This is a genomic window from Halobacterium salinarum DSM 3754 (genome assembly GCF_008124605.1).
GTDB classification, from domain to species: domain Archaea; phylum Halobacteriota; class Halobacteria; order Halobacteriales; family Halobacteriaceae; genus Halobacterium; species Halobacterium salinarum.
Genome location: NZ_VRYN01000002.1, coordinates 1 through 26,254, shown reverse-complemented (window position 1 = coordinate 26,254; position 26,254 = coordinate 1). Strand labels below are relative to the sequence as shown.

Sequence of the window (26,254 nt, the reverse complement as noted above, 5' to 3'; positions counted from 1 at the left end):
TGGTGGTGTTCTCCTTGCGTGGGATGTCGGTGGCTCCGGCCCCCGGCGTCTGCACCCGATTCCCCCGCCGGCTTTTTCCTGGCAGCCATCCAACGTTGCCGGAGATGACACAGCCCGACCAATCGAATCCGACGCGAGCGTACGATCCGGCGCAGTCCCACGCGTTCCCGGACGGTCGCCTGAACGATGTTCTGGAGTACGTGCTCGACGACGAGGCGGTGACGGCGTACCTCACCGCCCAGAACGTCAACCCGGTCACCCGGAAGGGGTACAACGACCACGGCGCGAAACACATCGAGATCGTGCGCAACCGCGCGCTGCGGCTGTACGCCCTCCTGAAGCGCGGCGGCGTCCCGTTCAACGGGGCCACCGACCAGGGGCTGTCGGAAGCCGACGAGCCGGTGATCGTGGCGCTGGCGGCCACGCTCCACGACATCGGGCACGTCGTCCACCGCGACGACCACGCCTACTACTCGATCCCGCTGGCCGCGGACGTCCTGGACCGCATCCTGCCGGAGTTCTACGACCCCGCCGACGCCGTCCGGGTGAAAGGCGAGGTGCTGCACGCGATCCTCTGCCACCACACCGAAGAAACCCCGTTGACGACCGAGGCCGGTGTCATCCGGGTTGCCGACGGCCTCGACATGGAGCACGGCCGGTCGCGGTTGCCCTACGAGCGCGGCGGCCGCGGCATCAACACGCTGTCCAGCCAGGCGATCAGCCGGGTCGCCCTCCAGGAGGGCGACGACGCGCCGGTGCTCGTGGAGATCGAGATGCAGAACGCCGCCGGCGTCTACCAGGTGGACAACCTCCTGAAGGAGAAACTCCACCGCTCGGGCATCGAAGACGACGTGCGCATCGTCGCGTTGAACTCGACGGGCGAGGGCGACGCGCTCGTCGAACGCATCGAGCTGTAGGCGGCTGCCTGAGCGTCCCGCCGAGTCACTCCGCGCGCTCGTTGTCGGCGGCCACTTCGAACTGGGCGGCGTGCTCGCGCAGGGCGACCGCGTGCTCGGCCAACGTCTCCGTTTGGGCCGCCACGTCAGAGAGCGTCGTTGCCTGCTCGGCCGCCGCGTCGGCCGTCGATTCGGCCTCCGTCGCCGTCTCCTCGCCCAGCGCCGCCACGTCACCCACTGCGGTCGTGACGTCCGACACCGACGCCGCCTGGTCGTCCATCGCGTTCGAGATCTCCTGGACGCCCGTGTCCGCCTCCGCGATCCGGCCGGCGATCTCCGACAGCGACCGTTCGGTCTCCGAGACGGTTTCGACGCCGTCGGAAACCCGCTCCTGGATGCGGTCCATCGCCGCCACGCTGGTCTCGGTCTGTGCGCGCACCTCCGCGACGAGCGCCTCGATTTCGGCGGCCGACGCCTTCGACTCGTCGGCGAGGTCCTTGACCTCGTCGGCGACCACGGCGAAGCCGTCACCGTCCTGGTCGGCGCGGGCGGCCTCGATGTTGGCGTTCAGCGCCAGCATGTTCGTCTGCTCGGCGATGTCCGTGATCGCCGCTACGATCGTCTCGATCTCGCTCATCTTCGCCTCCAAGTCGTCGACCGCGGTCGCCGCCGCCTGCGTCTCGTCCTCGATCTCTTCGAGTTGCGCGACCGCGTCCTGTGCCGCCGCCTGGCCGTCGTCGCCCAGCGCGGCCGCGCGCTGGGAGGTTTCCGCGACCTGGTCGGCGCTCGCCGCGACCTCCTCGATGGTGGCCGACATCTCGTCGGTTTCGCTGGCCACGGCTTCCAGTTGGTCGCGCTGGTCGGCCGCCCGGTCGCGGATCCGACCGACGGCGTCGGAGACGTCGCGGCCGGTCTGCTCGACGGCTGCCGCGCTGTCGGAGGCGTCGGTGCTGGCGGTCGCGACCTCGTCGGCGAACGCCACCACGTCCGCGATCGTCGCCTCCATGTCCGCCGCCATCTCGTTGAACGCCGCCGCGATGTCCGCCATCGCCGCCTGCTCGACGTCCGCATCCAGGCGCACCGTCAGGTCGCCGGCGGCGTACGCACGCATCGTCTCCGAGAACGCCTCGGCGGTCGTCTCCAGGCGGCGCGCCTGCGCCTCGGACTCCTCGCGTGCGGCCTCCGCCTCGGCTTGCGCGGCTTCCGCGTCGGCCTGTGCGGCCTCGGCTTCCGACCGCGCCGCCTCCGCGTCCGCCTGTTGCCCGTTGGCGTCCCGAATCCGCGCCTGAACGGTGTCCCGGAGGCTAGCGAACGCCTCGAACAGCCGCCCCAACTCGTCCACACGGGCGACGTCCAGGTCCGTGTCGTACTCGCCGCGCTCCAGGGCGGCGGCCTTCGCCTCTAGGTCGTTCAGCGCGCGCACGGTGCCGCGACCGAGCGTGAGCGCGATGAACACCAGGCCAGCAAGCGCGATCCCCAAGATCAGCAACACGTTCTCCGCCATGTTCGACGCGAGGCCGTAGGCTTCGCTGGTCGGCACGTGCAGGGTCACCACCCACGGGGTGCCGTCGACGGGTGCGTACGCGGTCTCGTGGGCCTGGTCCATCTCTTTGACCGCCTGGGCCGCCGGCTGGAAGCCAACAGCCCTCGCCCCGACGATCGGCGACGTGGCGTTTTCGACGTACGGTTGCCGGGTGGCGCGCTTGCTGTCGTCGGCGATCACCGAACCGGTGCCGTCGACGAGCTGCGTGAAGCTGTGGGGCGTCGGATCCCAGAAGCTCGACGAGATCGCCGCCAGACTCGCCGTCATCACGACCGCGGTGCGCCGGCCCGGGGTGCTGGAGACGCGTGCGACGTACGCGACCTCCGTGATCCCGTCGTTCACGTACGGCTGGGAGACGAACACGCCGTCGTCGCCCGGGGTGAGCTGCTGGCGGCTCCACGGGGCCGCCTCGGAGCCAAAGGACGCGTTTCGAAGCCCCGAGTCGGTGCTCGTGATGATCCGGGCGTCGGTCAGGCTCACGTAGTGGATGTCACGCACGTCGCTTGGCAGGTGGTGTTGCTCGTCGGTGAAGAACTGCTGGACCTCGGTGACGTTGTCGTTGTCAAAGACGCCGTACTGAGCGAGCATCCTGGCGTTGTTCGTGCGTTCGTCGTGCCAGTTATCCACCGCCGACGAGCTGAGCTCGGCGGCCTTCTTGAGTTCGGTCCGCGAGCTCTGTTGGAGGTGTTCGGAGGTGTTCAGATACATCACGCCGCCCGCGGCGCTGATACAGACGACCACCGCGAGAAGCGCGACACCGAACTTCGCGAGATAGCTCCGGCGAACGAACCCGGGCAGCGCCCGCCGCAGTATTCGATGCGCAAACGATCGTATCGACATTACTCTCCGGTCAAACGCGTCTCGTATATAAAACCACACCCAGGAGTCTCACGCCTGAAAACGCCTGACGGCGCACGGATAAGCGCATGACTCACGGGGCCACGTCGTCTTCATGATTGTTGTGGCCATTTGCGCGCCGGGCCCGGACCGGCGACTCACTCCACCCACAGCGTCTTCCGGTTGACGAACGCCCGGATGCCCGCACCGGCCAGCTCGCGGCCGTACCCGGAGCGTCCGATCCCGCCGAACGGAACTCGGGGGTCGGAGGTCACCGGCTGGTTCACGTACGCGCAGCCGGCGTCCATGGCGCGGGCGACCCGGCGGCCGCGATCCCGGTCGGCCGTCCACACGCTGGCCCCGAGTCCAAACGCCGTGGCGTTGGCCTTCGCGATCGCCGCCGCCTCGTCGGGCACCTCGAAGACCGCCGCCACCGGCCCGAACAGCTCCTCGGTGTCGGCGGGACAGCCCGCCGGCACGTCGGTGAGCACCGTCGGCTCGTAGAACGCGCCCTCGCGGTCACTGGGCTGGCCGCCGGTCACCACGGTCGCGCCCGCGTCCACGGACGCCCGCACCTGCTCGTGGATGGTGTCCAGCCCAGCGGCGCTGGCCTGCGGGCCGACATCGGTCTCCTCGCGCGTCGGATCGCCCACGGTGAGTGAGTCGATCTCGGAGACGAACGCGTCGCGGAACGCCTCGTAGACGTCCGTGTGAACGATGAACCGCTTGGCCGCGATGCAGGACTGCCCGCTGTTGAGGGTGCGCGCCCACGCGCCGCTGGCCGCGGCCGCCGCCACGTCGGCGTCGTCGAGCACCACGAACGGGTCACTGCCCCCGAGTTCGAGCACGGTCTTCTTGAGTGTCTCGCCGGCGGTCGCGGCGACCGCGCTGCCTGCGGGCTCGCTCCCGGTGAGCGTCGCGGCGCGCACCCGGTCGTCCCGAATCACGTCCTCGACGGCGTCCGCGCCGACGAGCAGCGTCTGGAACACGCCCGCCGGCAGCCCCGCCGCCTCGAAGACGTCCGCGATGGCTTCCGCACACCCGGGCACGTTCGAGGCGTGTTTCAGGAGCGCGACGTTGCCCGCCGCGAGCGCCGGCGCGGCGAACCGGAACACCTGCCAGAACGGGAAGTTCCACGGCATCACCGCCAGCACCGGCCCGAGGGGCTCGTAGACGGTCTGCACGTCCGCGCCGGCGGGGCTCGGGTGGCCGTCGGGCTGGAGGTACGCGCTGGCGTGCGTCGCGTAATGGTCACAGACCGCCGCACACTTCTCGATCTCCGCGCGGGCCTGCGTGATCGGCTTCCCCATCTCCGCGGTGATCAACTCGGCGTACGTCTGTGTGTTCTCCCGGAGCACGTCCCCTGCGGCCGCGACGTGGCGCTCGCGCTCCCGGATCGGGCGGTCCCGCCAGTCGTCGGCGGCGTCCGCGGCGCGGGCGAGCGCGGCCTCGATGTCGGCAGCAGTGTCCGTCTCGTAGGTGTCGATCCGGGCCCCGGTTGCGGGGTTGATGTCGTCCATGTGGTGGCGTTGTTTCCCGACGGGTTTGCGCCTTCTGCACCAGCCACCACCCAGGGTGGGCGGCCTCCGTTTCGACGCCAAACTTTTATCCCCGTCACGCATATCCGGGGTCGTGACTCAAGGGGGGTTGACTCGCCACCGGATCGGCGCGGCGGCGGCTGCAGTGTCGCGCCCGTACCAGCGCGGGGGCGAGCAGCTGTACAGCGCGAACCGCGTGAAGACGTATTTCGGGGAGGACGCCGCCGTGGCGAAGCTGCGATTCGAGTACGAGCTGACGGAGGCGGTGTTGCGGCTCCGCTTCAACGGCCACGTCAGCGTTGACGGCGCGACGGACTACCGGCTCCGGGCGGTGTACCGACGCCCGTTGGGCAGCAACCCGTTCACCTACGCGGTGCGGGGCAGCCACCGCGACGGCACGGTCTACATCACGGCGACCGAGCGCGTTGCGTTCGAGCCGGCCGGCGACACGGTAGATCACAACCCCGGCCACAAGCGTCTCGCCGACGTGATCACGCCGGTGCAGCGCCGGCTGGCGGAGCTCGAGTTGCTGCACGACCACCGCGGGGCGTACGCCCACCTCTCGGAGATCGACGCGTTCGATGGTGTGTCGTCGTTTCTGGCTGATCGCGAAGAAATTTTCGCGTGCAGCGGCGACGACGCGCAGTCGTGATCACCGGTGGCGCGGCGGCTGGCAGTGGTCGCGCAGCTGCCCGGCGATGGCGCGCGCGGGGTCGTGGTCGATCCGTGGCGTCTGGTCGTGCGTGGCGTACTGCGAGAGGAGGGCAGCGAGTCGCCTGCACTCGAAGGCCGTGAACGTGAACTCGCCGTCCTCGATGCGCCCGAGGATGGCGAGTTCGACCGCCGGGTACGGGAGTCTGCTGCTCTCGTCGAGGGCGTCTTTGGTGTGGCTGCGGACAGCACTGTGAAGCGCCCACTGCTCGGGAAGGCTGAACTCGAACGCCGTCTCGGATGTGTCGTTGGATTCGGTGGACATTGTGCGTGACCTCCAGTTGGGGTGCCGACAGTACATACATGGGGCATGAGGTATGTAAACATATGGCATACCGTACGAAACCACGTTACCATCCGGTGAGTGTCTCGCCGAAAGCGCACGGATGGCGGGCTACCAGCCAGGTGCACCCCGACACAGTGGTTCGTCAGTGGGCCAGATCACGTCGAGCACTGACCACGGCAACGGCTTTTTATGGCCTCAGTCGGCGGTAGCGGACAGGTTCTGCTGATCCCGGAGAAGGGTCTTTACGTGTGTGAACACATAACACAACTATGGCGCTGGGCACGTACGTTCCGACAGCGATACGGACGAGTCTGCTGCGAAAAGCGGCAGTGGTCATCGTCACCATCATGCTCGTCCTCGTCGGCGTCGGCGTATTCACGACACAAGCAGTCTCCACACAAGTCACCGAGCAACGCGACACGGAACTGCTCACAAGCACCGAACAGGAAGCCGAAGCACTCGAAGAATGGATCGGTCGCCAGCGATCGGCAACGCAGTACCTCTCACAGGACAACGCAATCCAGTCCGCCCCCCAAGCCGACAAATCAGAGGTCCTCTCCACGCGGATCTCGGGGCTCACAGAGACCGCCGCAGCGCTCCACTACGTGAACCTCTCGACGGACACCATCCGGGCCTCGACCGACGCCGCCGTCGAGGGCGACACGTACACGTCGTACTCCATCCCCTGGCGCGGCGAAGGCCTCAGCTTCTACGGGGGCGGTGACGTCATCACATCGAGCGTGTTCAACTACCGCGGCACCCCCGTCATGGCGTTCGCCAGCAAGCAGCCCGGCTCCGACAACGCCGTGTTCGTCTTCCACAGCGTCGAGACCCGCGGCGAGGCGTTCAGCCGGAACATCGACGGCAGCTACACGCAGGTCGTCGACATCAAGGGAACGGTCCAGATCGCGGCCGACGAGTCGGCGATCAGCAGCGCGTACGGTGCCGGCCGGGACGCACCAGTCATCGCAACGGGACTCACCACGAACAGCGGCATCGAAACCCGGGACGGGTTGCTCGTGGGCCACGCGAAAGTCGAAGGCACCGACTGGGTGCTCCTCAAGCACGCCCCCACGTCGAACGCGTACGCGCTCGAAGGCGACGTACAGCGTAACATCGTCGTGCTCATCGTCACCGCGGTCGCCGGCCTCGGCGCGCTCGTGCTCGTGATCGGTCGGGACGCGCTGACCGCGCTCACGGACATGTCCGACTGCGCGGAGGCGATCGCGGCCGGGGACATCGACACCGCGATCGAAGAGACGACTCGCATCGACGAAGTCGGGGATCTCAAGCGCTCGTTCCGCGACATCCAAGAGTACCTCCAGACCGTGGCGGGGCAGGCCGACGCCCTCGCCGAGCAGGACTTCGACGCGGACGCGCTCGACAAATCGGTCCCCGGCCGCCTGGGCGAATCCCTGGAGACGATGCACTGGGATCTCGAAACCGCGATCGCGGACCTCGAAGACGCCCAGGAGACCGCCGAGCAGTCCCGCAAGGAAGCCGAACAGTCCCGCGAAGACGCCGAAGCGCTCGCGGCAGCCCTCGAATCACAGGCCCAAGACATCCGGGAAACCGTCGAACACGCCGCCGATGGCGACCTCACGCAGCGCCTTGAGACGGACACCGACCACGAGTCCATGGCGGCCATCGCGACTGCCCTCAACAGCCTCTTGGAGGAGCTGGAAGGCACGATACACCGGATCCAGCGCTTCTCGAAGGACGTCGCCGAGTCAAGCGACCACATCACCACGAGCGCCGAGGAGGTCAAGCGCGCCAGCGGCCAGGTCAGCGAGTCCGTCCAGGAGATGTCCGCGGACGCCCGCCAGCAGAACGGCATCGTGCAGGACGTGTCCGACGAAATGACGGACCTCTCTGCCACCATCGAGGAGATCGCGTCCTCCTCGGACGAGGTCGCGGCCAAATCCAACGACGCCGTCTCCGTCGGCCAGTCGGGTCGGGCCCGGTCCCAGGACGCCATCGAGGAGATGAACGCCGTCGACGAGCAGGCCAAACGCACCATCGCCGAGATGGAAGCCCTAGACGACGAGATGACCGAGATCGGGGAGATCGTCACGCTCATCGACGACATCGCCGAGCAGACCAGCATGCTCGCGCTCAACGCGTCGATCGAGGCAGCCCGCGCGGGCGAGGCCGGCGAAGGGTTCGCGGTCGTCGCCGACGAGATCAAATCCCTGTCCAAGGAGACGACCGAAGCCACCCAGGAGATCGAGTCGCTGATCGCCGACGTTCAGGACTCGACCACCGACGCGGTCACGGACATGCAGGAGATGGGCGACCGGCTCTCGGAGGGGAAGTCGACAGTCACGGACACCGTCGAGACGATCGACACGATCGTCGAACGCATCGAGGAGGCCAACGGTGGCGTGCAGACGATCAACACCGCGACCGACGAACAGGCAACGACCACCGAGGAGGTCGTGACGATGGTCGACGAGGTCGGCTCGATCAGCGACGACACCACCGCCAGAGCCGAGGACGCCGCCGCCGCGGCAGAAGAACAGACGGCCTCCCTCACGGAGGTCACCAACCGGATCCAAGACCTCTCCGATCAGTCCACGGACCTCTACGAGTTGCTCTCGGATTTCACCGTTCGGGAGGACCACGCCGTGGCCGACGGCGGCGCGGAGAACACCACTGGCGCGTTCGTTCGATCCGCCAGCACTGACCACTCACGAGACGCGACACACCACGACACATGACAGACCACACTGATCTCTCCCGGCGCCAGTACGTCAAAACGGCCGCGCTCAGTGCGGCCGCCACGACGGCGCTTGCCGGCTGCATGGGCGGACTCGACGACGGCGGGGACGCGAGCACCGGCGACGACGGCGCGTGGCGGGACGCGGAGCTGGCAGCGGTGCCGGCCGCACCCGACGACAGGCTGTACAGCGCCGACAACACCCAGTCGTCCGGCGAGACGATCCGCCACCTCACGTGGAGCGGCTACGAGGCCGCCAACGTCCAGCGTCCCTTCGAGAAGAAGTTCGACTGCCAGACCGGGGTCGACCTGTTCACGTCCAACCTGGACGCGTTCAACCGCTTAGACGACGGGGCCTGGCGGGAGTTCGATCACGCCACGTTCGACATGGCGTGGCTCCCGGACCTGGCTGAAGCCGGCCTGATTCGTCCCCTCGACTACGAGGCGTGGAAACCGTACACGTTCGACAAGTACACCGACCTGTTCCAGCGCGAGAACGGCTACGAGTTCGCGTTCCTCGATGAGGACTACAACTTCGACGCCGACGGCCAGCTGTACGGCGTCCCCCAGCGGTTCGGGTGGGCGTCGTTCGCGCTCAACACCGACGTCGTCAGCGAGTCGGACGCCCGCAGCTACGACGCGGCGTGGGCCGACGAGTACGACGTCGGCGTCTACGACCTCCCGTTCTGGGGGGTGCAGATCGTGATGCTGCGGGAGGGCATCGACCCGTACGCGACCCACACCGACGCCGAGGTCGAGCGGATCCGGGAGGCGACGGTCGCGCTGTTCGAGAACGCGGCCGGCGTCTACGCCGACGTGGGGTCGCTGAACACGGCGCTGGCGGCCGGCGACATCGACATCGCGTTCGTCTCCGGGAACTGGATCAACGGCAGCCTCCGGCGCGGCGGGCGCTTCGAGTACGAAGCCAGGGTTCCCGACGAGGGCGGCGTGATCTGGGTGGAGACCACGACGATGCTGAAAGGCAGCCACCCCAGCGTGTCCACCAACTACTTGGCGTACATGCAACACGGCATCACCGCGAAGAACCTGATGTGGCCGACGGTCGGCGGAACCAACGTGGTGCCCCATCAGTCCTCGATCGACCGGCTCAACCGGCGACAGCGGACGGTGTTGCGGATCGACGACCTCCAGGACATCATCGACAAGTCGCGGTTCTACACCGGCGTGCCCGACTTGGACCGGCTCGTCTCCGTCTGGGAGGACGCCAAAGCCGAAGCGACCGGCTGAGCGCCCGTCGGCGCGGTGCTCAATCGCCCACGGACGCAACCGCCTCCGCGACGGGGGTGTCGCCGGCCAGCACTTCGAACGTCGTGTCGCGGGCCGCCGGCGCGGTGAGCGCCGCCGCCAGCGTCTGCGCCACGTCGGCACAGGGGATCGAGCCGGCCGCCGGGTCCAGTGTGTCCGCGACCGTCACACGCCCGGTGCCCGCGTCGGTGGTCAGGCTGCCCGGGCGCACGATCGTGTGCGCTACGGGGCTCTCCCGGAGGCGGGCGTCGGCGTCGGCTTTCGCCGCCAGGTACGATCGGAGGTCGTCCGGGCCCCGGGACGGGTCGTCGGCTCCCATCGAGCTGAGCATCACGAAGCGGTCGACGGCGGCGTCTTCGGCCGCCGACAGCAGCCGAATCGCGCCGTCCCGGTCGACCGCGTCGAGCGCCTCCCCGCGGGACCCGGCCGCAAACACCACGCCGTCGCAGCCCGCGACCGCGTCCGCCACGTCGTCGGTCAGATCCGCGACGACGGGGGTGGCACCCAGCCCGTCGATGGTGTCGGTCTGTGCGGGGTCCCGAATCATTCCGCGGACGTGGTGGCCGTCGTCAGCGAGTCGTTCCGTGAGGTGTTGGCCGACACGTCCGTGCGCGCCAGCAACGAGTACGTCCATACGGATGCATGACCGTGCTGCGGTGAATACCTACGGGTGCCTGCCAGGCGTGCCTGTTCTCGGTGCGCGCTCGCGCACACCGGAAGGCGCTGCTGGAAGCGTAACTACCCTCCCCCTGGGGGTTGTTGATGATTGTATGCGAGACACTTCCCGCGAGTGGGTGTTCGCCGAGCGACCCGAAGGCGAACCCGACATGGACAGCTTCGAACTCCGCGAGCGCGACGTTCCCGAGCCCCGCCACGGCGAACTGCTGGTGCGCGTTCGGTATCTCTCCGTCGACCCGTACATGCGCGGTCGGATGCGGGACTCCGATTCGTACGCGGACCCGTGGACGGTCGGCGAACCCCTCAGCGGCGGCGTCGTTGGGGAAGTCGTGGAAAGCGAGAGCGACGCCTACGAGGCCGGCGACCTGGTGTCCGGCAACGGCACCTGGGCGGACTACAGCCTCCTCGACGCCGCCAACGTCGCGCCGGTCGACCCGTCGGTCGCGGATCTGCCGGCGTACCTCGGCGTGCTCGGGATGCCCGGCCGCACCGCCTACTTCGGCCTGCTTGAGGTCGGCGCCCCGAAGCCCGGGGACACGGTGGTCGTCTCCGGCGCGGCGGGCGCAGTCGGCTCCGTGGTCGGCCAGATCGCGAAGCACAACGGCTGCCGCGTGGTCGGGTTCGCCGGCTCCGAGGAGAAAGTCGACTGGCTCACCGAGGACCTCGGCTTCGACGCCGGGATCAACTACAAGCAGGTCGACGACTACAGCGCCGCCCTCGATGACGCCGCCCCCGACGGGGTCGACGTCTACTTCGACAACGTCGGCGGCCCGATCAGCGACGCGGTGTTCACGAAACTGAACGTCGACGCGCGCGTCGCCGTCTGTGGGCAGATCGCACACTACAACAACGAGGACGTGCCGACGGGACCGCGGAAGCTCCCCCAGCTCATCGCGCCCCGCGCGAAAGTCCAGGGGCTGCTCGTTGGGGACTTCGCCACCCGGTTCGGCGAAGCCAGCGAACAGCTCGGGCAGTGGGTCGCGGCCGGCGACATCGAGCACCGTGAGACGGTCGTCTCCGGGCTCGAAAACGCGCCGGACGCGTTCCTCGGGCTGTTCTCCGGGGACAACATCGGCAAGCAGGTCGTCGGCGTCTCGGAGTAACACCAGCCGTCAGCCGGTCGGCATCGACGGCCCTCGTTGGGTCAAGCCGGGCGTTATACCCAACGCCCGAACGTATTATTTATTATAAGTCACTGTGTGGCAAAAACTGATTAGGGCGGACCCCGCGTAGCGATGACACGCGGCCACGCAGCACAGGACCCGCCCCTGCGGGCGTGGCCGACACGCCTCACACATGCCCCACGATAGACGCAGCTACCTCCGCACGTCATCAGCAGTCATCGCATCGCTGCTCGCGGCGAGCACACCAACATCGGCCGCCGACACCCCACCCGAATGGGACCCCGACACCGTCTACACTGACGGCGACCAGGCGACCTTCGACGGCTACGTCTGGGAAGCCAAATGGTGGACGAAAGGCGACAAACCCGGTGCCGACGAGTGGGGGCCGTGGAACCAGCTTCGCCCCGTCGACGACAGCCCCACCGATCCCGGCGGGCCGACCGCATCGTTCACCACCAGCGAATCAGTGATCGAGCCCGAAACCACCGTGACCGTCGACGCCAGCAACACCGTCGGCGATGTCGACAGCTACGAGTGGGCGTTCGGCGACGGCACCACCGCGTCCGGCGTCACGGCCTCCCACACCTACGACGCCGCCGGCGAGTACACCATCGAGCTCACTGTCACCACCGGCGACGGCACCATCGACACGACATCGGCGACGCTGCTGGTCGCCGACGGCGGTGCGCCCGCTGACGGGCGCGTCGTCGGCTACTACATGCAGTGGGCACAGTGGGACCGCGACTACTTCCCGGGCGACATCCCCCTGGATAAGGTCACACACGTCAACTACGCGTTCCTCACCGTCCGCGAGGACGGGGCCGTGGACTACATCCAGGAGAACGCCGCGATGCGCGTGCTCGAACCGAAATCCTGGCACGACCACACCGGCTTCGACGACCTCGTCGACGACCCCGACACGGCGTTCCTGTTCTCCATCGGCGGCTGGAACGATTCGACGTACTTCTCGAACGCCGCCCAGTCGCAGGCCAGCCGCGAGCGGTTCGCGGACACCGCCATCGAGATCATGCGCACCCACAACTTCGACGGCCTGGACATCGACTGGGAGTACCCCGGCGGCGGCGGGAACTCCGGCAACGTCGTTCGCGACGGCGACAAACAGCGGTACACGGAACTCCTCCAGACCGTCCGCGAGAAGCTCGACGTCGCCGAGGACGAGGACGGCAAGCGCTACCAGCTAACAACCGCGCTGTCCGCCGACCCGGAGAAGAACACCGGGCTGGACCACGCGGCCAACGCCGAGGCGCTTGACTTCCTGAACGTCATGACCTACGACTACCACGGCGCGTTCAACGACTACACCAACCACCAAGCACCGCTGTACGGCACCGAAGCCGATCCGTCGCCGAACGCCGACGAGTTCTACGTGGACGCGTCGATGTCCTTCTGGCTGGATACGGCCTTCGACCCCGCCCAGCTGTCGCTTGGCCTGCCGTTCTACGGGCGCAGCTTCGGGAACGTCGCCAGCAGCGACAACAACGGCCTCTACCAGCCCTTCGACGGCACGCCGGACGGAACGTGGGGACAGGACAACGGCATCAAGGAGTACTGGGACATCACCCAGAACCTCGCCCCGAGCAGCGACTACGAGACGTTCTGGGACGACACCGCGAAGGTGCCGTGGTTGTACTCGCCGTCGAAGAACGTGCTCGTGAGCTACGACAGCCCCCGGTCGGTCGAGGCCAAAACCGCCTACGCCGCCCAGCACGACATCGGCGGGATGATGTTCTGGACGTTCTCCGGCGACAAAAACGAAGTCCTCCTGGACACCGTCCGGGACGCCTGGCAGTAGCGATACGATGCATCGCCCCCCGAACACGGACGCGCTGGCGGCGACCCACCGCCGTGGTGGCCGCCACCGGCTCCGCGCGCACCCCCCAATGCATGCCCCACGATAGACGCAGCTACCTCCGCACGTCATCAGCAGTCATCGCATCGCTGCTCGCGGCGAGCACACCAACATCGGCCGCCGACACCCCGCCCGAGTGGGATCCCGACACCGTCTATACGGACGGCGATAAGGCGACCTTCGACGGCTACGTCTGGGAAGCCAAATGGTGGACGAAAGGCGACAAACCCGGTGCCGACGAGTGGGGGCCGTGGACCCAACGCCGCCCCGTCGACGGGTCGCCGGGCGGCCCCACGGCCGCGTTCACGGTCACCGACACCACGGTGGAGCCGGGCACCGCCGTGACCGTCGACGCCAGCGACACCACCGGGAGCGTCGACAGCTACGAGTGGGCGTTCGGCGACGGCACCACTGCAGCCGGCGTCACGGCCTCCCACACCTACGACGCCGCCGGCGAGTACACCATCGAGCTCACCGTCACCACCGGCGACGGCACCACAGACACGGCGACACAGCAGATCACCGCCACCACGTCGCCCGGCGACGACGAGTTCAAAGTCGTCGGCTACTACCCCAGCTGGAAGGGGACCGACGACTACGACTTCTACCCGGCCGACGTGCCCTTCGACCAGGTCACCGACGTGCTGTACGCCTTCCTGGACGTGCAGCCCGACGGCACCGTGGTGCTCCCCGACAGCGACGTGGACCACGAGTCGCTGCTGGCGTCGTTCGCCAGCCTCAAGCAGGACCGGGCCGCCGACACCAGGCTGAAGCTCTCGATCGGCGGCTGGGGGTTGTCCCCGGGCTTCGAGGACGCCGCCGCCGACCAGGCCAGCAGGGAGCGCTTCGCCACCACCGCCGTCGACCTCATGCGCACCTACGACTTCGACGGCATCGACGTCGACTGGGAACACCCGGGGCCGCGCCGCGGGAAATGCGAGTGCGGCAGCGCCCAGGGACCCGCGAACCACGTCGCGCTCCTGGAGACCGTTCGGGACCGCCTCAACGACGCCGAGGTCGAGGACGGCCGCACGTACGACCTCTCGGTCGCCAACGGCGGGTCGGACTGGAACGCCGCGCTGATCAACCACCGCGAGGTCGCCGCCGTGGTCGACGACATCTACATGATGGCGTACGACTTCACGGGCGTCTGGCACGGCACCGCCGGGCTGAACGCGCCGATCTACGGGACGCCCCCGGACTACCCGCCGTCCGGGGACGCCCAACAGTACACCCTGGAAACGACACTCACGATCTGGAAGGAGCAAGGCTACTGGGTGGACTGGATGGAGTGGGAGGACCACGGTGACCCCGTCGACGATCCCGGCACGCTCGTGTTGGGGATGCCGTTCTACGGCCGCGGCTGCAACGTTGAGAACGGCATCTGGGACACGTTCTCGCTGTCGGAGTGGCAGCAAGGCGACCCCAAGTACCAGAACGACGTGATCCCGCCGGGCACGTGGAACGACCTCCGCGGCCCCGACGACGCCAACACGGGGGCGTTCGACTACGGCGACCTCGCCGCGAACTACGAGGGCGCCGACGCCTGGACCAAACAGCGCAACGAGCAGGGCGGGGTCCCCTACCTCTGGAACGACAGCGAGGGCGTGTTCATCAGCTACGACGACCCGACTTCGATCGCTGCGAAAGTCGAGTTGGCGGTCGCCGAAGACCTCGGCGGCGTGATGATCTGGGAGCTCTCACAGGACTACGACGGCACGCTACTCGAAACGATCAATCAACACACACCATGAACCGACGCACCTACATCCAGCGCGGCGCGCTCACGGTCGGCGCGCTGCTGGGCGCGAGCGCATCGGCAACGGCGGCATCGGACAGCCCACCCGCGTGGGATCCCGACACGGCGTACACCGAGGGCGACGAGGTCACCTTCGACGGCTACGTCTGGGCGGCCAAGTGGTGGACGAAAGGCGACGAACCGGGCAGCGACGAGTGGGGGCCGTGGAACCAGCTTCGCCCCGTCGACGACGGCGATGGTGACGGCTCCCTCGCGGCCGCCATCACGGTGCGTCCGTCGTCACCGTCGGTCGGCGAGTCAGTCACGCTCGACGCCTCGGCGTCGACCGGCGACATCGACGGCTACGAGTGGACGCTTCCCGACCAGGACGACGTCACCGGCCCCACGCCGACGGTCACGTTCGCTGCGGCCGGCTCGGTGACGGTGTCGCTCACGGTCACCGGTGCGGACGGCGACACCGCGTCCGCCGACACCACGATCACGGTCACCGACGGCGAAGACGCCGCGCTCACCGCGGACACGACGCTCGCGGAGTTCCTGCCGTCCTACCAGGAGCGCCACATTCCGGACGTGTTCCTGGATTTCATGCCCGGCGAGAACGGCGCTGGCGGCGGCGTCGCCAGCGTCGAGCGCGCCACGGTGAACTGGACGGACGCCGAGAAGGCCGCGGCGTTCAACGTGGACTTGGACGCCATCCGGAACACCGTCCGGGACGGCTCGCTGCCGTTCGGCGCGCTCGGCAGCCAGGCCCTCGACTGGGCGCAGTCGTTCCGCAGCGCGGACACCGAGGTCCCGGATCACGCCATCGCACAACTGCTGCCGCGGCTCATGCTGTTGCCCGACGAGACGGAGCCACCCACCTTCCAGGGCAGCGGCCGGGCCGCCGCCTGGGACGAAACCGGCGGCCCGGTCGCGGCGACAAACGACCCCGACGTGTTCTGTCAGACCCAGTGGCCGACGGACGCCCGCGGCGAGGCGGACGCCGAAGTCGAAGAACGCGACCGCGTCTACCTGCAGGCCAAAACCGATCCGGCGTGGAGCGACGACTTCACGTATCTCGACAACTACGACAGCGCGCTCCTCGACACGCTCCAGAACAACACCCACCCGGTGACCGGCGATTCCCTCGGCGGCGACGGGTTCACCGCCACCGCGCCCATGGAGCTGTCCACGGAGATCCACGGCGACAGCTGGTTCTGGTACCAGGTGTTGCTGTTCAAGAACACCAGCCCCGTGCCGTACCACCTCGACGGCGCGGTCGTCTGGTGGCTCGGCCCCTCGAACTTCGGGAAGACGATGTCCGCGGGCGCGTACAACAACGAGCAGCGCCCCCGGCCGGGATACGGCCACCCCCAGCGCGACATCATCGAGATCACGCTGCCCGACAAGCGAGTGCCCGACGCCTACTCGGACGTCGCGTCGTCGCTGTCGGCGTACGCCGTCCGGCTGGCGTACCACGACTCCCCGTACAACATGCGCACCGCCTACCCCAACCAGTACTGGTCGCTTGAGGTCAGCGTCGGTGAACCGCTGGCGGACAAATTCGACACGGCAGCGAAACGCCAGCGCGCCGTCGACATGATCGCGGACACCGCCCACGTCGAGTTGGAGACCGACATGGACCGCAACGACGACGTTGTGGACGCCATCGAGCTGTACAACCGCGTCGGCAACTGACGACCGCGAGGAATGCGCCGACCGGGATTTGAACCGATGCGAGGCGTTCCGGCTCGCAGCGCTGCGCGGGCTGCGACTCGCAGGGTACAGATTCCCCGACGCGTTTCGTCGCACTCCGTTCGACAGAAATGCGCCGACCGGGATTTGAACCCGGGCCATGAGCTTGGAAGGCTCAGGTCCTACCACTAGACTACCGGCGCGCACCCACTGCTTTCCAGCCGTCGTTTATGGGTGTTTCCCTTCGCCGCCAGCGTCACGCCGGCGCAACGACCGCGTAACAGTTGCCACTGGAGACGGTTGAGGACACCACACGGAGGTCGCTGGCCGCGAGGTCGGCGTCGAACTCGTCGGGGTCGTAGACGTGGTAGAACCGCGGCACCGTCTCACCGCCGGGGAGCGTCCAGTCCACGGTCGTGTCGAAGCCGGTGGTGGCGTCGAAGCGGTCGTGGGCAGTGCTCCAGGCGGACACCAACGCGGTGCCCTCGGGGGCCAGCACGCGCGCGAGTTCGGTGAGGCTGGCCACGCGAGCGTCCCGGTCTCGGAGGTGGTGCAGCGTCGCAACGTACACCGCGATGTCCACCGTGCCCGACGCAACGGGAACGCAGGCGGCGTCGCCGGCGACCAGTGTCGCGTCGAAGCCGTTGGCCGCCGCGCGGTCGCGGGCCTCCGAGAGCAGCCCCGTGCTGGCGTCCACGCAGACCACGTCGGCGGCCTGCGCGGCGAGCAACTCGGCGTGGCGTCCGTTCCCGCAGCCGAGGTCGAGCGCCACCGCCGGCGCCGCACACTCCTCGTCCAGGAACGACTCGACCTCCGGCCACGGGTATTCGCGGGTCTTCGCGAAGTGGCTGGCGATCCGGTTGTACGTCCGCTGTACGTCGCGGTCGGCGGCGTGTGGTGTGTCTGTCATCCCAGGAGTAGAAACGTCGTGTACGCAACCACCAGCATCACGGTGGCGTGTTTCGCGCCCGCTTTCACCGATCCGGCCCCCATCTGGCCGGCCACGAGCCCCGAGCAGACCGCCTGCACCAGGCTGGTGTGGAAAAACACCGTGCTGTAGGCGGCCTTCTTGGCGGCCGTGAGCTGGCCGGCCGACTGCGAGAACGCACCGCTATCGACGGCGCTGCTCGCGCCACTCCCGGCCTGCGTCGCCGCGCCGGTGGGGATGTTCGGAATGAAGATGGTGTCGAGGGCGACGATGATCGCGATGAACACGAAAAACGACACGTAGATCACGACGACGTACGTGAGCAGTTCGTTGCGGCGGTCCCGCTCCAAGCGCCGGCTGGCGGTGGCTTCGTTGGCGGCGATCCTGAGCACCGGCCCGAGGTTGCCGCTGGCGGCCATCGCGTTCGTCGTCAGCGCCACGACCCGCGAGACGGCCGGCGTGTTCACGCGGTCCCGGAACCGCGTGAGCGCGTGCTCGATGCGGGCCCCCCACTGGATGTCCGCCCACGTGCGTTCGAGTTCCTGCGTGAGCGCGCCCAGATCCCCATCAACGGTGCGCCCGAAGCTCTCGACGGCGGCCATCCCCGCCTCGTTCGTGGACGCGAACCGATCCAGGAAGTCCGGCACCTCCGCTTCGATCGCTTTCCGCCGTCGCCGTGCCGTCTCGTATGCCACGGCGAACGTCCCGACGACGAACACGGTCGCATGCACGAGCGCGTCGTCGTACGCGGCCGGCGCGAACACGCCCGCACTCAGTGGTGCCCACCACTGGCTGCCGAGGTACACGGCCGCGATCGGACAGCTCACCCAGAACAGCAGCGTCGGCGTCTCCAGGACCACCGTGAGGGGGTTCCGGAGGCGGTACAACACCGGCCGCAGGCGCTCGGAGATCGCGAACCGAGCGCGGTTCTCCGGCGACGATCCGAGCGGTGCCACGGCCGCGTCAGCGCCGCCGTCGGGACACAGCGCCGCCGACGGCGACGGGATCGACTGGAACCGGGACTGCTCGCCGCCCACGGACTGCTCGTCGCCGGGACCGCCCACCGTCGCGTCCGTGATCGAGTCCAGGTAGACCGCGAACCCGGCCGTCGCGCCGGGCACCAGCACGAACGCGGTCAGTCGAAGGAACCCGAGCGTTCCGCCGAGCGTGAGCCCGATCACCACCAGAATCGTGATCAAGAACAGCGGCCCGGCGACCAGCACCGTCACGTACGCCTCTGCCAGCGTCGCCAGCAACTCGAGGAACTGCGACTGGGTGGCTTCGGCCTCCTCGGCGTAATACTCGTACTCCTGTTTGAGGAACGCCGGCAGGTCGCTGCCGGACTGGAGGATGCTCCCGAGGTTCTCGGTGAACTCCGCGAGGTCGTCGCTCGGCGTGCGAGTCCCCACCCGTTCGAGGGCCGTGATGATGTCCGCGCCGTAGTTGTCGATGTCCGTGACCGCGACCGCCATCTCCTCGGCCGCCGCCCCGTACACGGGCTGGTTGCGCGCCAGGATCCGCAACACCTCGGACAGCGGCATGCCGCTGCGCGACAGCGCGTACATGAACGCCACGGTGCGCTCCATCGACGCGTCGATCCGGCGCGCGCGCTCGCCGGCCGCATACCGCGGCCGCAGCCAGCGTGCCGTGTACGTCCCGTAGGCCGCGACGACGCCGACCGTTGCGCCCGACAGGACGAACGCACCGAACAGCACGCCCGGCGAGAACGCGGCGACGCTATCGACGAACAGGCCGCGCACGGGCCCCGGGAACTGGCTGCGGACCCCGGCGGACGCTCCGCCCAGGAACACGAGCACGCCGGCAACGAGATACACGCCCAGGATGCTGGCAGTGAGCGCGGCGAGCGTCGCGAACAGGTACGTGCGGGCGGCGTACGTCCGGTACGTCTGGGCGACGTGGGCACCCTGGAGCGCCGCGACCTGCTCGGGGTTGGCGCGCTCGCGGTCTCGGGCCAGCCCACCGAACGCCGCACGCCCCACCCGGGAGAGCACGCGATCGACGCGGTTCGCGCCGGTGATGGCGGCCGCGCCGACCACGCAGTCGACTGCCAGCACCGCGGCCAGCGGCAGCAGCCACACCGCCACCGTGATCACTCCACGACCCCCGGCGCGGCGGCCGCGACGTCCGAATCGAGCGCGTCGGTGACGCGGGCGACCACGCGCTCGGGCTGCGCGTAGTACTCGTTGATCAGGGCCGTGAACCGGCGGTAGTCGGTCACGTCCTGCTCGACGAGATACTGGAGGACGCGCTTGCGGTTCCTGAGCTCCCGGAGCAGGTCGCTTCGCGACCACCCGCGCTCGTCCTGGATCTCGTCGAGGACGTTCGAGTCGCGCTGCTCGAAGTCGTCGCGCGTGGGGTCCCATTCGAACGCCGTGGAGTAATCGAGGTCGCCGGTGCGCTGGTCGATCCCCTCGATCTCCGCGATCACGCTGCTGCGGCGAACGCGCTCGTCACCGACGTGCGTGAGCGTCTGCACGCACAGGATATCCAGGCTCTGGATCATCGCCCGCGGGACGTTGATGGGGTCGTTTTCGAGGCGGTTGATGACCGTCTGCACGCTGTCGGCGTGCATCGTCGAATACGTCGTGTGGCCCGTGTTCATCGCCTGGAACAGCGTCATCGCTTCCTCGCCGCGCACCTCGCCGACGATGATGTACTCGGGGCGGTGGCGGAGCGCCGACCGCAGCAGATCGTACATCGTGATGGTGTCTCCGCCGCCGCCGTCCGCCCCCCGGGTCACCGACGACAGCCAGTTGTCGTGGTACAGCGCAAGCTCGCGGGTGTCCTCGATGGTGAGGATCTTCGCCCGCGGCGGCACGAACATCGACACGGCGTTCATCGACGTGGTCTTCCCCGAGGCGGTACCGCCCGCGAAAAGCAGGCTCTTGTTGGATTCGATGGCCAGCCAGAGGTACGCCATCTGGTCGAGGCTGAACGTGTCGTAGTCGACCAGGGTTGCGGGCGTGAACGGCTCCTCGCTGTACTTCCGGATGGTGAACGCCGACCCCCTCGGGGTGACCTCCTCGCCGAGCGCGAGCTCGGCGCGCGATCCGTCCGGCAGGGTGGTTTCGGTGACCGGATCGCCGATGGAGATGTGGCGGCCGGACTGCTGGGCGAGGCGCACGACGAAGCTGTCCAACTCCTGTTGCTCGTAGGTGATGTTGGTCTCGATGTCCGTGTAGTCGGTGTGGTAGACGAACAGCGGCAGCCCGTAGCCGTCGCACGACACGTCCTCGATGTGGGGGTCCTGCATCACGGGGTCGAGCTTCTCGAACCCCTCGAAGGTGCGGTGTAAGTAGTAAAACAGCCGGTGGAACGCGTTCGGCGTCACGTCGATGCTGTACTCCGAGAGGAGGCGTTGCATCTGCGCGATCAGGACCGCCTCGCGGTCGTCGGGATCGGTGGTGGCATCGTAGATGAGCGCGTCCCGGATGTCGTCGTAGAGCTGGTCCAACACCGTCTGCTCGAAGTCATCCAGGTGTGGCTCCACGACGTGATAGTAGTGGGTGTCGGATTCGGCGTCGAACCCGATGAACACGAACGCGTAGGGGGCGTTGACCCAGTACCGGTCGACCTCCTCGTAGTCCGCCACCCCGTCAAACTCGACCAGCGGGCCGTGGGCCTGTGGGTCGTACGGCGGAACGTCGACGGCGGTTCCGCGCAACACCTCGACGATCCGGCTCGCGCGCCGCTGTAGCGCATCAAACCCGCCATCCAGGCCCGCGAAGAGATCCCCAGCCATCGCTCCTACTGGAGCGTTCAGTCGTGTGACCATAAAAAGCTGTCCGGCGCTGTGGCACGCATCTCAGTCACCCGCGTTCGAAACACCGGTCTCACCGGGGCCGTGCGCGCGATCGACGGCGCGTGGGGCGCGGTGGCGCTCCCGGGCCGCAGCCAGTTCGGCCGGCGTATCCACGTCCATGAAGCTGTGGCGTGCCGTCCGGTGGCGTGTCTGCGCCGCCGGAACGTGCGTGACCGGCAGCCGAGCGACCACGCCACTCAGGCTCCGGTTCCCGGCCGCCGCCGCGGCGTCGACAGCCACCCGCGTGGGGGCCGCGGCCAGCACGCTGTGCGTGACTTGTGGGTGTCCATCAACGACGGGCACTGCACCGGCGCAGCCCGCGTCGGCGCGCCGGTCACACAGCCACGCGAAAAACGCGGGGTCGATGAACGGCATGTCACACGCCGTGACCGCCACGACCGGCTCCCCAACCGCGTTCAGCGCCGTCGAAAGTCCCGCCGCCGGACCCTGCCCGGGATCCGGATCGACCGCGAAGGCCACGTCGGTGTCCGTGGTCGTGACCGCCGCCCGGAACGCCGCGCGCTGGTCGCGCCGGCAGTTCACCACCACACTGTCGACCACCGTCCCGAGGCGCGCAACGACGTGCCAGAGCAGTGGGCGGCCCCCGAGCGTGGCCAACGCCTTCTCGCGATCCCCGAAACGGGTGGAGCGACCCCCAGCGAGAACGATCCCCGCCCGCCCCCCGGCCGCGCTGCCCATCACCATGGGTGTCGGTCCACACTGGTCGCTGAAAACCGTCCCGCCGAATCCCACGCCCTTGGAGCGCGCCCGCCGCCGGCCGACGCTACTGCTCGTGGGGCTCGTAGGCCGCCGCCGGATCCGTGATCGCGGCCACAGCCGCGTCCAGGTCCAGCGCGTCGGCGCTCGCCGCGGTCACGGCCACTGGCGCGGCCGCGTCCCGGCCGCCGAGCACGACTTTCGGGAGGGCGCTGCCGCTGAACCCCTCCACCAGGGCGTAGTCGTGTGTGGGCGCGAAACTCCCGAGGACAGCCGAGAGGTCGCGGCTGTCACCGGTTCCGAACCACGAGCCGTCGTCGGTGAGCCCGATCGTCCGGGACGCGCCGCCGGCCCGATGGCGCGCCGTGTCCTTTCCCTCGGTGTCGATGTCGGGCTCGTGGGTGAGGTGTTTGACCGTGGCGACGGGTCCCCGGGCGGCGAGTCGCTCGGCCAGGCGCGCCACAACGGTCGTCTTCCCCGAATCCGACGGTCCCACGACGGCGAGTACCTGCATACGGGACCGGTCCGGCCCAGCGCCCAAGAACGCTGCGCTGTTCGCGCCGGTGGGTCTGTGCGCGCCGAGTTGCCGGCCGCGGCGTCGTTCCAGCCCTGTAGGAACAGCCGCGCGGTACTTTACCGGCCACCCGCAAACACGCGGTATGTCAGAGCGCACAGCCAGCCAGCCGAACACCGACAGATCACGGCGCCGTCTGCGCGTCGTGCTCGACGTGGCGCTCTCCGATGCGGCCGCATGCCCCCTCGAAGAGATCGACGGCGAGGTCACTGCCGTCCGCCACCAGTACACCGGCGACGACTGCCACGCCGACGTCACTGTCGCGCCGGCGTGCCCGGACGCCGACCGATCCGACGTGATGCACGTCGCAACCCAGACCACCGAGAGCTGCCTGTGTTGCGTGTTCAGCGATCACGGTTGCGTCCCCCAGATCACGGCCGTCGCCGCCGACACCATCACCGTCGAAACGTATCTCGCCGACCGCACGACGCTCACGGACCTCGTGGCGGATCTCAAGGCGGTCGCGAACACCGTCTCGCTGACCCACCTGACGCGGCTCGCCGCCGACGACCAGTCGGGCGACTCACACACGCACGTGACCCTCGATCTCTTCAAGCTCACCGACAAACAGCGCGAGGCCGCGGCGGCGGCGGTCGCCAAAGGCTACTACGCCACGCCGCGGGGTGCCGACCTGTCGGATCTCGCGACGGCGCTTGGCATCTCCAAGTCGGCGGTTTCACAGCGGTTGAGCGCCGTCGAGTCCAAGCTCGCCACGAGTGCGTTCACCGAAGCCCAACAGTCAGCCGACTCCGCGCCGTGACGCCGCCCCGACTGCCACAGATAAAGGCCGCAATTATTTAGCACCACCACCATGCCCGCCGGAACGCTACGGCTAGCTGTATGGCCCCCAACACGCCGGACGCACACGAGCCGATTCCGGACTGGGAGGAAACGGCCGACTCGATGCTCGCGGACTGTGGCTACGACGCACAACTCGGCAAGGAGATGGCCGCGGACGCGATCCGCGTCGCCAACGGCGACCTCTCCGAGGCCACGTTCCACGAGCGCTACCACGACAGAGTGACCGCGGAGTTCGGGTGCGACGACCGCCCCACGGAACCGGAGGACTTCGATGAGTGACACCGACCTCAACGCCACCCGGCGGGACGTTCTCAAGTCGGGCGCGGTCGCCGCAGTCGGGCTGAGCGGCGGCGGCGGTCTGCTGTCGACGCTCCAGGAGGCCGACGACTCCGACACGGCTGGGGACGCCGTCACGAGCTTCCTCGGCGAGGATCAGGTCGTCAAAACCGCCTGCTCGCCGAACTGCCGGGGGAAATGCACTCTTCGAGCGTTCGTACGAGACGGCCAGATAAAGAAAGTACAGCCGAACATCCCAGCGGATGAGCGGTACAAACGTGGTTGTCTGCTAGGGCTGTCACACACACAGCGCGTTTACAATTCGACACGCCTGAAATACCCAATGCAGCGTTCCAGCTGGTCGCTAAAAGACCCACAGCCAACGAAGCGGGGCAATGAGGCGGAGTTCGAGCGAATCAGCTGGGACGAGGCACTGGAAAAGATCGCCCAGAAGATGACGACCATCCGTGACCAATATAGCCCCAAAAGCGTCTACTTCGAGACGGGATCCGGGGACAGCGGGCTTAGTGGCCCCATGCAGTCACAGCTCTCGGACCTGTTTGGTGGGACTCAGAAGAGCTGGTCGATCGATATCAACACGGGTCTGGGATTTCGAAGAGTTACTGGATCCGGGCTTTTTAACGCCGAAACGAACTTCGGGGAGGACTGGCAGAACGCGAACACGGTCATCGTCTGGGGGTCGGACATCTTCGCCAGCAACCTCCAGCAGGACGCATCGATACTGCTAGACGCCATCGAGAGCGGGGCAAAGCTCGTTGTTGTCGATCCAGTGTACACTGGCACAGCCTCGAAAGCGGATCTTTGGCTGCCGATCCGACCGGGCAAGGACGCCCACGTGGCGATGTCGATGATACATACTGTTCTTGACCAGGAACTGTATGATTCGTCGTTCCTCCGCAAGCGAACGCTAGGTCCCGCATTGGTCAACGAAAACACGGGTGACTTAGTCAAAACTGCAGACGTCTTCCCTGACGGCGACGCCGAGACACCAGTCGCAATCGATGCAGAAACCAACGAACCCGTCCCGCTACTCCCGGAAACATACGGTAACTACGCGCTCTTCGGACGATACACGACTAACGGTGTGAATACGCACACTGGTTTAACAGCGCTGGAACGGAAAGCCGCCGAGTACCCGGCTGAAGCGGTCGCCGAACGTGCGGGGCTCCAAGCGACGGATATCCGGACCGCAGTCCAATGGCTCGCCACACGTGGTCCTGGCGGGATTGCATCCGGATATGGCCCGGACCGGTACAAGTATGGACACGTGTTCGGTCAGGCATACGCTACGCTGCTCAGCCTTACGGGTGACTACGGGCGTCACGGGACGATCCATGCCTCACATCCGAGTGGAAGTGGATACAACCCGGGAGACTTCTTTGAAGTTGGTGATAGCGCGCCAGGAACCACCTCGCTAAAACAGTCGGACATCATCACGGCAATGGAGTCTGGCGACCCCTACCAGATCAAGATGATGTATAGTCAGGCGTCGAATTTCCTGGCCAACCAGATGCCTAACCGGAAGCGGTGGCTTGACGCGGCGGATAATCTGGATCTCATCGCGGTTGCGGACATGCACCACACACCAACTGTTCAACATGCAGACATCGTTCTCCCAGCCAACCACTGGTTCACCAGAGAGGACATCATCAGTGGTTCGAACCATCCACACGTAAACTACCGGCAGCCGGTACATGAGCCACTCTGGGAAGCGAAAGATGACTACTGGATAATCGTTCAATTGGCAAAACGACTTGGCTACGGCGACGAGTTCGTTCATGACAAAACAGAGGCCATCAAACGGATCGTTGCAAACGACGACCGAATTGACTATGACAGAGGGTGTCATAGAACAGTTCCCATACTGCTGCTACGCTCTCGTTGAATCGCTAAGTACAGACTGACGCTCTATCAATATTTAACATGGCTCCTTTTTATTGTTTTTCTGTGCCGAAGTCTGATGCCGATATCAACCGTCTCGGGACGCAGATGATGATTTTGGGTACACAGGTCAGTTTACTTGGTCTCGCTATTGCTCACTACTTCAATCCAGTTGTCGGGCTCACGGTTTTCGCGTCCGGATTCCTCGGAACTATTGGTGTATTCATGGATACTGAGTAGGCGAATTCGCTCAATCCGCAATCCCACTTAGCGGGTGATTCGATACATATGGCCTGAAACTAACCCTTGTGAATCGTTCTATGACACCCTAG

Annotated in this window: 21 protein-coding genes and 1 tRNA gene; 12 read left to right on the top strand and 10 right to left on the bottom strand. The window is 67.4% G+C overall.

The features are described 5' to 3' along the window. Positions 1-104 precede the first annotated feature (104 nt). Positions 105-917 carry an HD domain-containing protein gene (locus APQ99_RS05160; protein ID WP_136361142.1) on the top strand — a complete coding sequence of 271 codons (813 nt, stop codon included), beginning with the start codon at positions 105-107 and terminating at the stop codon, positions 915-917. A 25-nt stretch (positions 918-942) separates the two neighbouring features. On the opposite strand, the gene htr4 is transcribed toward APQ99_RS05160, so the two are convergent. Further along, the gene (gene htr4, locus APQ99_RS05155) at positions 943-3,279 is read right to left on the bottom strand and encodes a chemotaxis signal transducer protein Htr4 (RefSeq protein ID WP_136361143.1); all 2,337 of its coding nucleotides are present in this window, start codon (positions 3,277-3,279) and stop codon (positions 943-945) included. 155 nt (positions 3,280-3,434) lie between these two features. After that, positions 3,435-4,796: an NAD-dependent succinate-semialdehyde dehydrogenase gene (locus APQ99_RS05150; protein ID WP_136361144.1), complete on the bottom strand. Its 1,362-nt coding sequence runs from the start codon at positions 4,794-4,796 to the stop codon at positions 3,435-3,437. A gap of 112 nt (positions 4,797-4,908) precedes the next feature. Between APQ99_RS05150 and APQ99_RS05145 the strand changes: the two genes are divergently transcribed. Next, positions 4,909-5,466, top strand: a complete 558-nt coding sequence (locus APQ99_RS05145; protein WP_148265493.1) for a hypothetical protein — start codon at positions 4,909-4,911, stop codon at positions 5,464-5,466. Here the strand turns inward: APQ99_RS05145 and APQ99_RS05140 are convergent, their stop codons facing one another. Beyond that, entirely contained in the window at positions 5,467-5,790 is a 324-nt protein-coding gene (locus APQ99_RS05140; RefSeq protein ID WP_227970920.1) for a DUF7853 family protein, read from the bottom strand. A gap of 290 nt (positions 5,791-6,080) precedes the next feature. On the opposite strand from APQ99_RS05140, the gene htr18 reads away from it, so the two are divergent. Beyond that, positions 6,081-8,531 (top strand): chemotaxis signal transducer protein Htr18, encoded by a 2,451-nt coding sequence (htr18, locus tag APQ99_RS05135; protein ID WP_136361146.1) that lies wholly within the window; start codon positions 6,081-6,083, stop codon positions 8,529-8,531. Then, the gene (locus tag APQ99_RS05130) at positions 8,528-9,778 is read left to right on the top strand and encodes an ABC transporter substrate-binding protein (protein ID WP_010902567.1); all 1,251 of its coding nucleotides are present in this window, start codon (positions 8,528-8,530) and stop codon (positions 9,776-9,778) included. Before htr18 ends, APQ99_RS05130 begins: the two co-directional genes overlap by 4 nt. Positions 9,779-9,797: 19 nt before the next feature. On the opposite strand, the gene APQ99_RS05125 is transcribed toward APQ99_RS05130, so the two are convergent. Beyond that, entirely contained in the window at positions 9,798-10,430 is a 633-nt protein-coding gene (locus tag APQ99_RS05125) for an SDR family oxidoreductase (RefSeq protein WP_136361147.1), read from the bottom strand. A 136-nt stretch (positions 10,431-10,566) separates the two neighbouring features. Here APQ99_RS05125 and APQ99_RS05120 point away from each other — a divergent pair, with 136 nt between their 5' ends. The 4 genes from APQ99_RS05120 to APQ99_RS05105 all read left to right on the top strand — a co-directional run bounded on the left by APQ99_RS05120 (position 10,567) and on the right by APQ99_RS05105 (position 16,904). Beyond that, positions 10,567-11,577 carry an NADP-dependent oxidoreductase gene (locus APQ99_RS05120; RefSeq protein ID WP_012289230.1) on the top strand — a complete coding sequence of 337 codons (1,011 nt, stop codon included), beginning with the start codon at positions 10,567-10,569 and terminating at the stop codon, positions 11,575-11,577. A 193-nt stretch (positions 11,578-11,770) separates the two neighbouring features. Next, entirely contained in the window at positions 11,771-13,411 is a 1,641-nt protein-coding gene (locus APQ99_RS05115; RefSeq protein WP_136361148.1) for a glycosyl hydrolase family 18 protein, read from the top strand. 92 nt (positions 13,412-13,503) lie between these two features. Then, positions 13,504-15,222, top strand: coding sequence for a glycosyl hydrolase family 18 protein (locus tag APQ99_RS05110; protein WP_136361677.1), 1,719 nt, complete (start codon positions 13,504-13,506; stop codon positions 15,220-15,222). Then, on the top strand, positions 15,219-16,904 hold the full coding sequence (locus APQ99_RS05105) for a PKD domain-containing protein (protein ID WP_136361149.1): 1,686 nt from the start codon (positions 15,219-15,221) through the stop codon (positions 16,902-16,904). The genes APQ99_RS05110 and APQ99_RS05105 overlap by 4 nt, the downstream gene beginning before the upstream one ends. Before the next feature lie 129 nt (positions 16,905-17,033). Here the strand turns inward: APQ99_RS05105 and APQ99_RS05100 are convergent. The 6 genes from APQ99_RS05100 to mobB form a co-directional block, all read right to left on the bottom strand. Then, a tRNA-Gly gene (locus tag APQ99_RS05100) sits at positions 17,034-17,104 on the bottom strand. 53 nt (positions 17,105-17,157) lie between these two features. Beyond that, positions 17,158-17,811, bottom strand: a complete 654-nt coding sequence (locus tag APQ99_RS05095) for a class I SAM-dependent methyltransferase (protein ID WP_136361150.1) — start codon at positions 17,809-17,811, stop codon at positions 17,158-17,160. Beyond that, entirely contained in the window at positions 17,808-19,934 is a 2,127-nt protein-coding gene (locus tag APQ99_RS05090; RefSeq protein ID WP_244289016.1) for a type II secretion system F family protein, read from the bottom strand. Before APQ99_RS05090 ends, APQ99_RS05095 begins: the two co-directional genes overlap by 4 nt. 5 nt (positions 19,935-19,939) lie before the next feature. After that, positions 19,940-21,592: a type II/IV secretion system ATPase subunit gene (locus tag APQ99_RS05085; protein ID WP_012289232.1), complete on the bottom strand. Its 1,653-nt coding sequence runs from the start codon at positions 21,590-21,592 to the stop codon at positions 19,940-19,942. A gap of 63 nt (positions 21,593-21,655) precedes the next feature. Then, positions 21,656-22,357 carry a molybdenum cofactor guanylyltransferase gene (locus APQ99_RS05080; protein WP_136361151.1) on the bottom strand — a complete coding sequence of 234 codons (702 nt, stop codon included), beginning with the start codon at positions 22,355-22,357 and terminating at the stop codon, positions 21,656-21,658. A gap of 79 nt (positions 22,358-22,436) precedes the next feature. Beyond that, positions 22,437-22,883: a molybdopterin-guanine dinucleotide biosynthesis protein B gene (mobB, locus tag APQ99_RS05075; RefSeq protein WP_136361152.1), complete on the bottom strand. Its 447-nt coding sequence runs from the start codon at positions 22,881-22,883 to the stop codon at positions 22,437-22,439. A 145-nt stretch (positions 22,884-23,028) separates the two neighbouring features. On the opposite strand from mobB, the gene dmsR reads away from it, so the two are divergent. The 4 genes from dmsR to APQ99_RS12530 all read left to right on the top strand — a co-directional run bounded on the left by dmsR (position 23,029) and on the right by APQ99_RS12530 (position 26,162). Continuing rightward, positions 23,029-23,703, top strand: a complete 675-nt coding sequence (gene dmsR, locus APQ99_RS05070; protein WP_136361153.1) for a dimethyl sulfoxide reductase transcriptional activator DmsR — start codon at positions 23,029-23,031, stop codon at positions 23,701-23,703. Positions 23,704-23,783: 80 nt separating this feature from the next. After that, on the top strand, positions 23,784-24,023 hold the full coding sequence (locus APQ99_RS05065; RefSeq protein WP_010902579.1) for a 4Fe-4S ferredoxin N-terminal domain-containing protein: 240 nt from the start codon (positions 23,784-23,786) through the stop codon (positions 24,021-24,023). Then, positions 24,016-25,926 (top strand): molybdopterin-dependent oxidoreductase, encoded by a 1,911-nt coding sequence (locus tag APQ99_RS05060; protein ID WP_136361154.1) that lies wholly within the window; start codon positions 24,016-24,018, stop codon positions 25,924-25,926. Before APQ99_RS05065 ends, APQ99_RS05060 begins: the two co-directional genes overlap by 8 nt. Before the next feature lie 62 nt (positions 25,927-25,988). After that, positions 25,989-26,162 carry a hypothetical protein gene (locus APQ99_RS12530; RefSeq protein WP_168731177.1) on the top strand — a complete coding sequence of 58 codons (174 nt, stop codon included), beginning with the start codon at positions 25,989-25,991 and terminating at the stop codon, positions 26,160-26,162. The last annotated feature ends 92 nt before the right edge of the window (positions 26,163-26,254 follow it).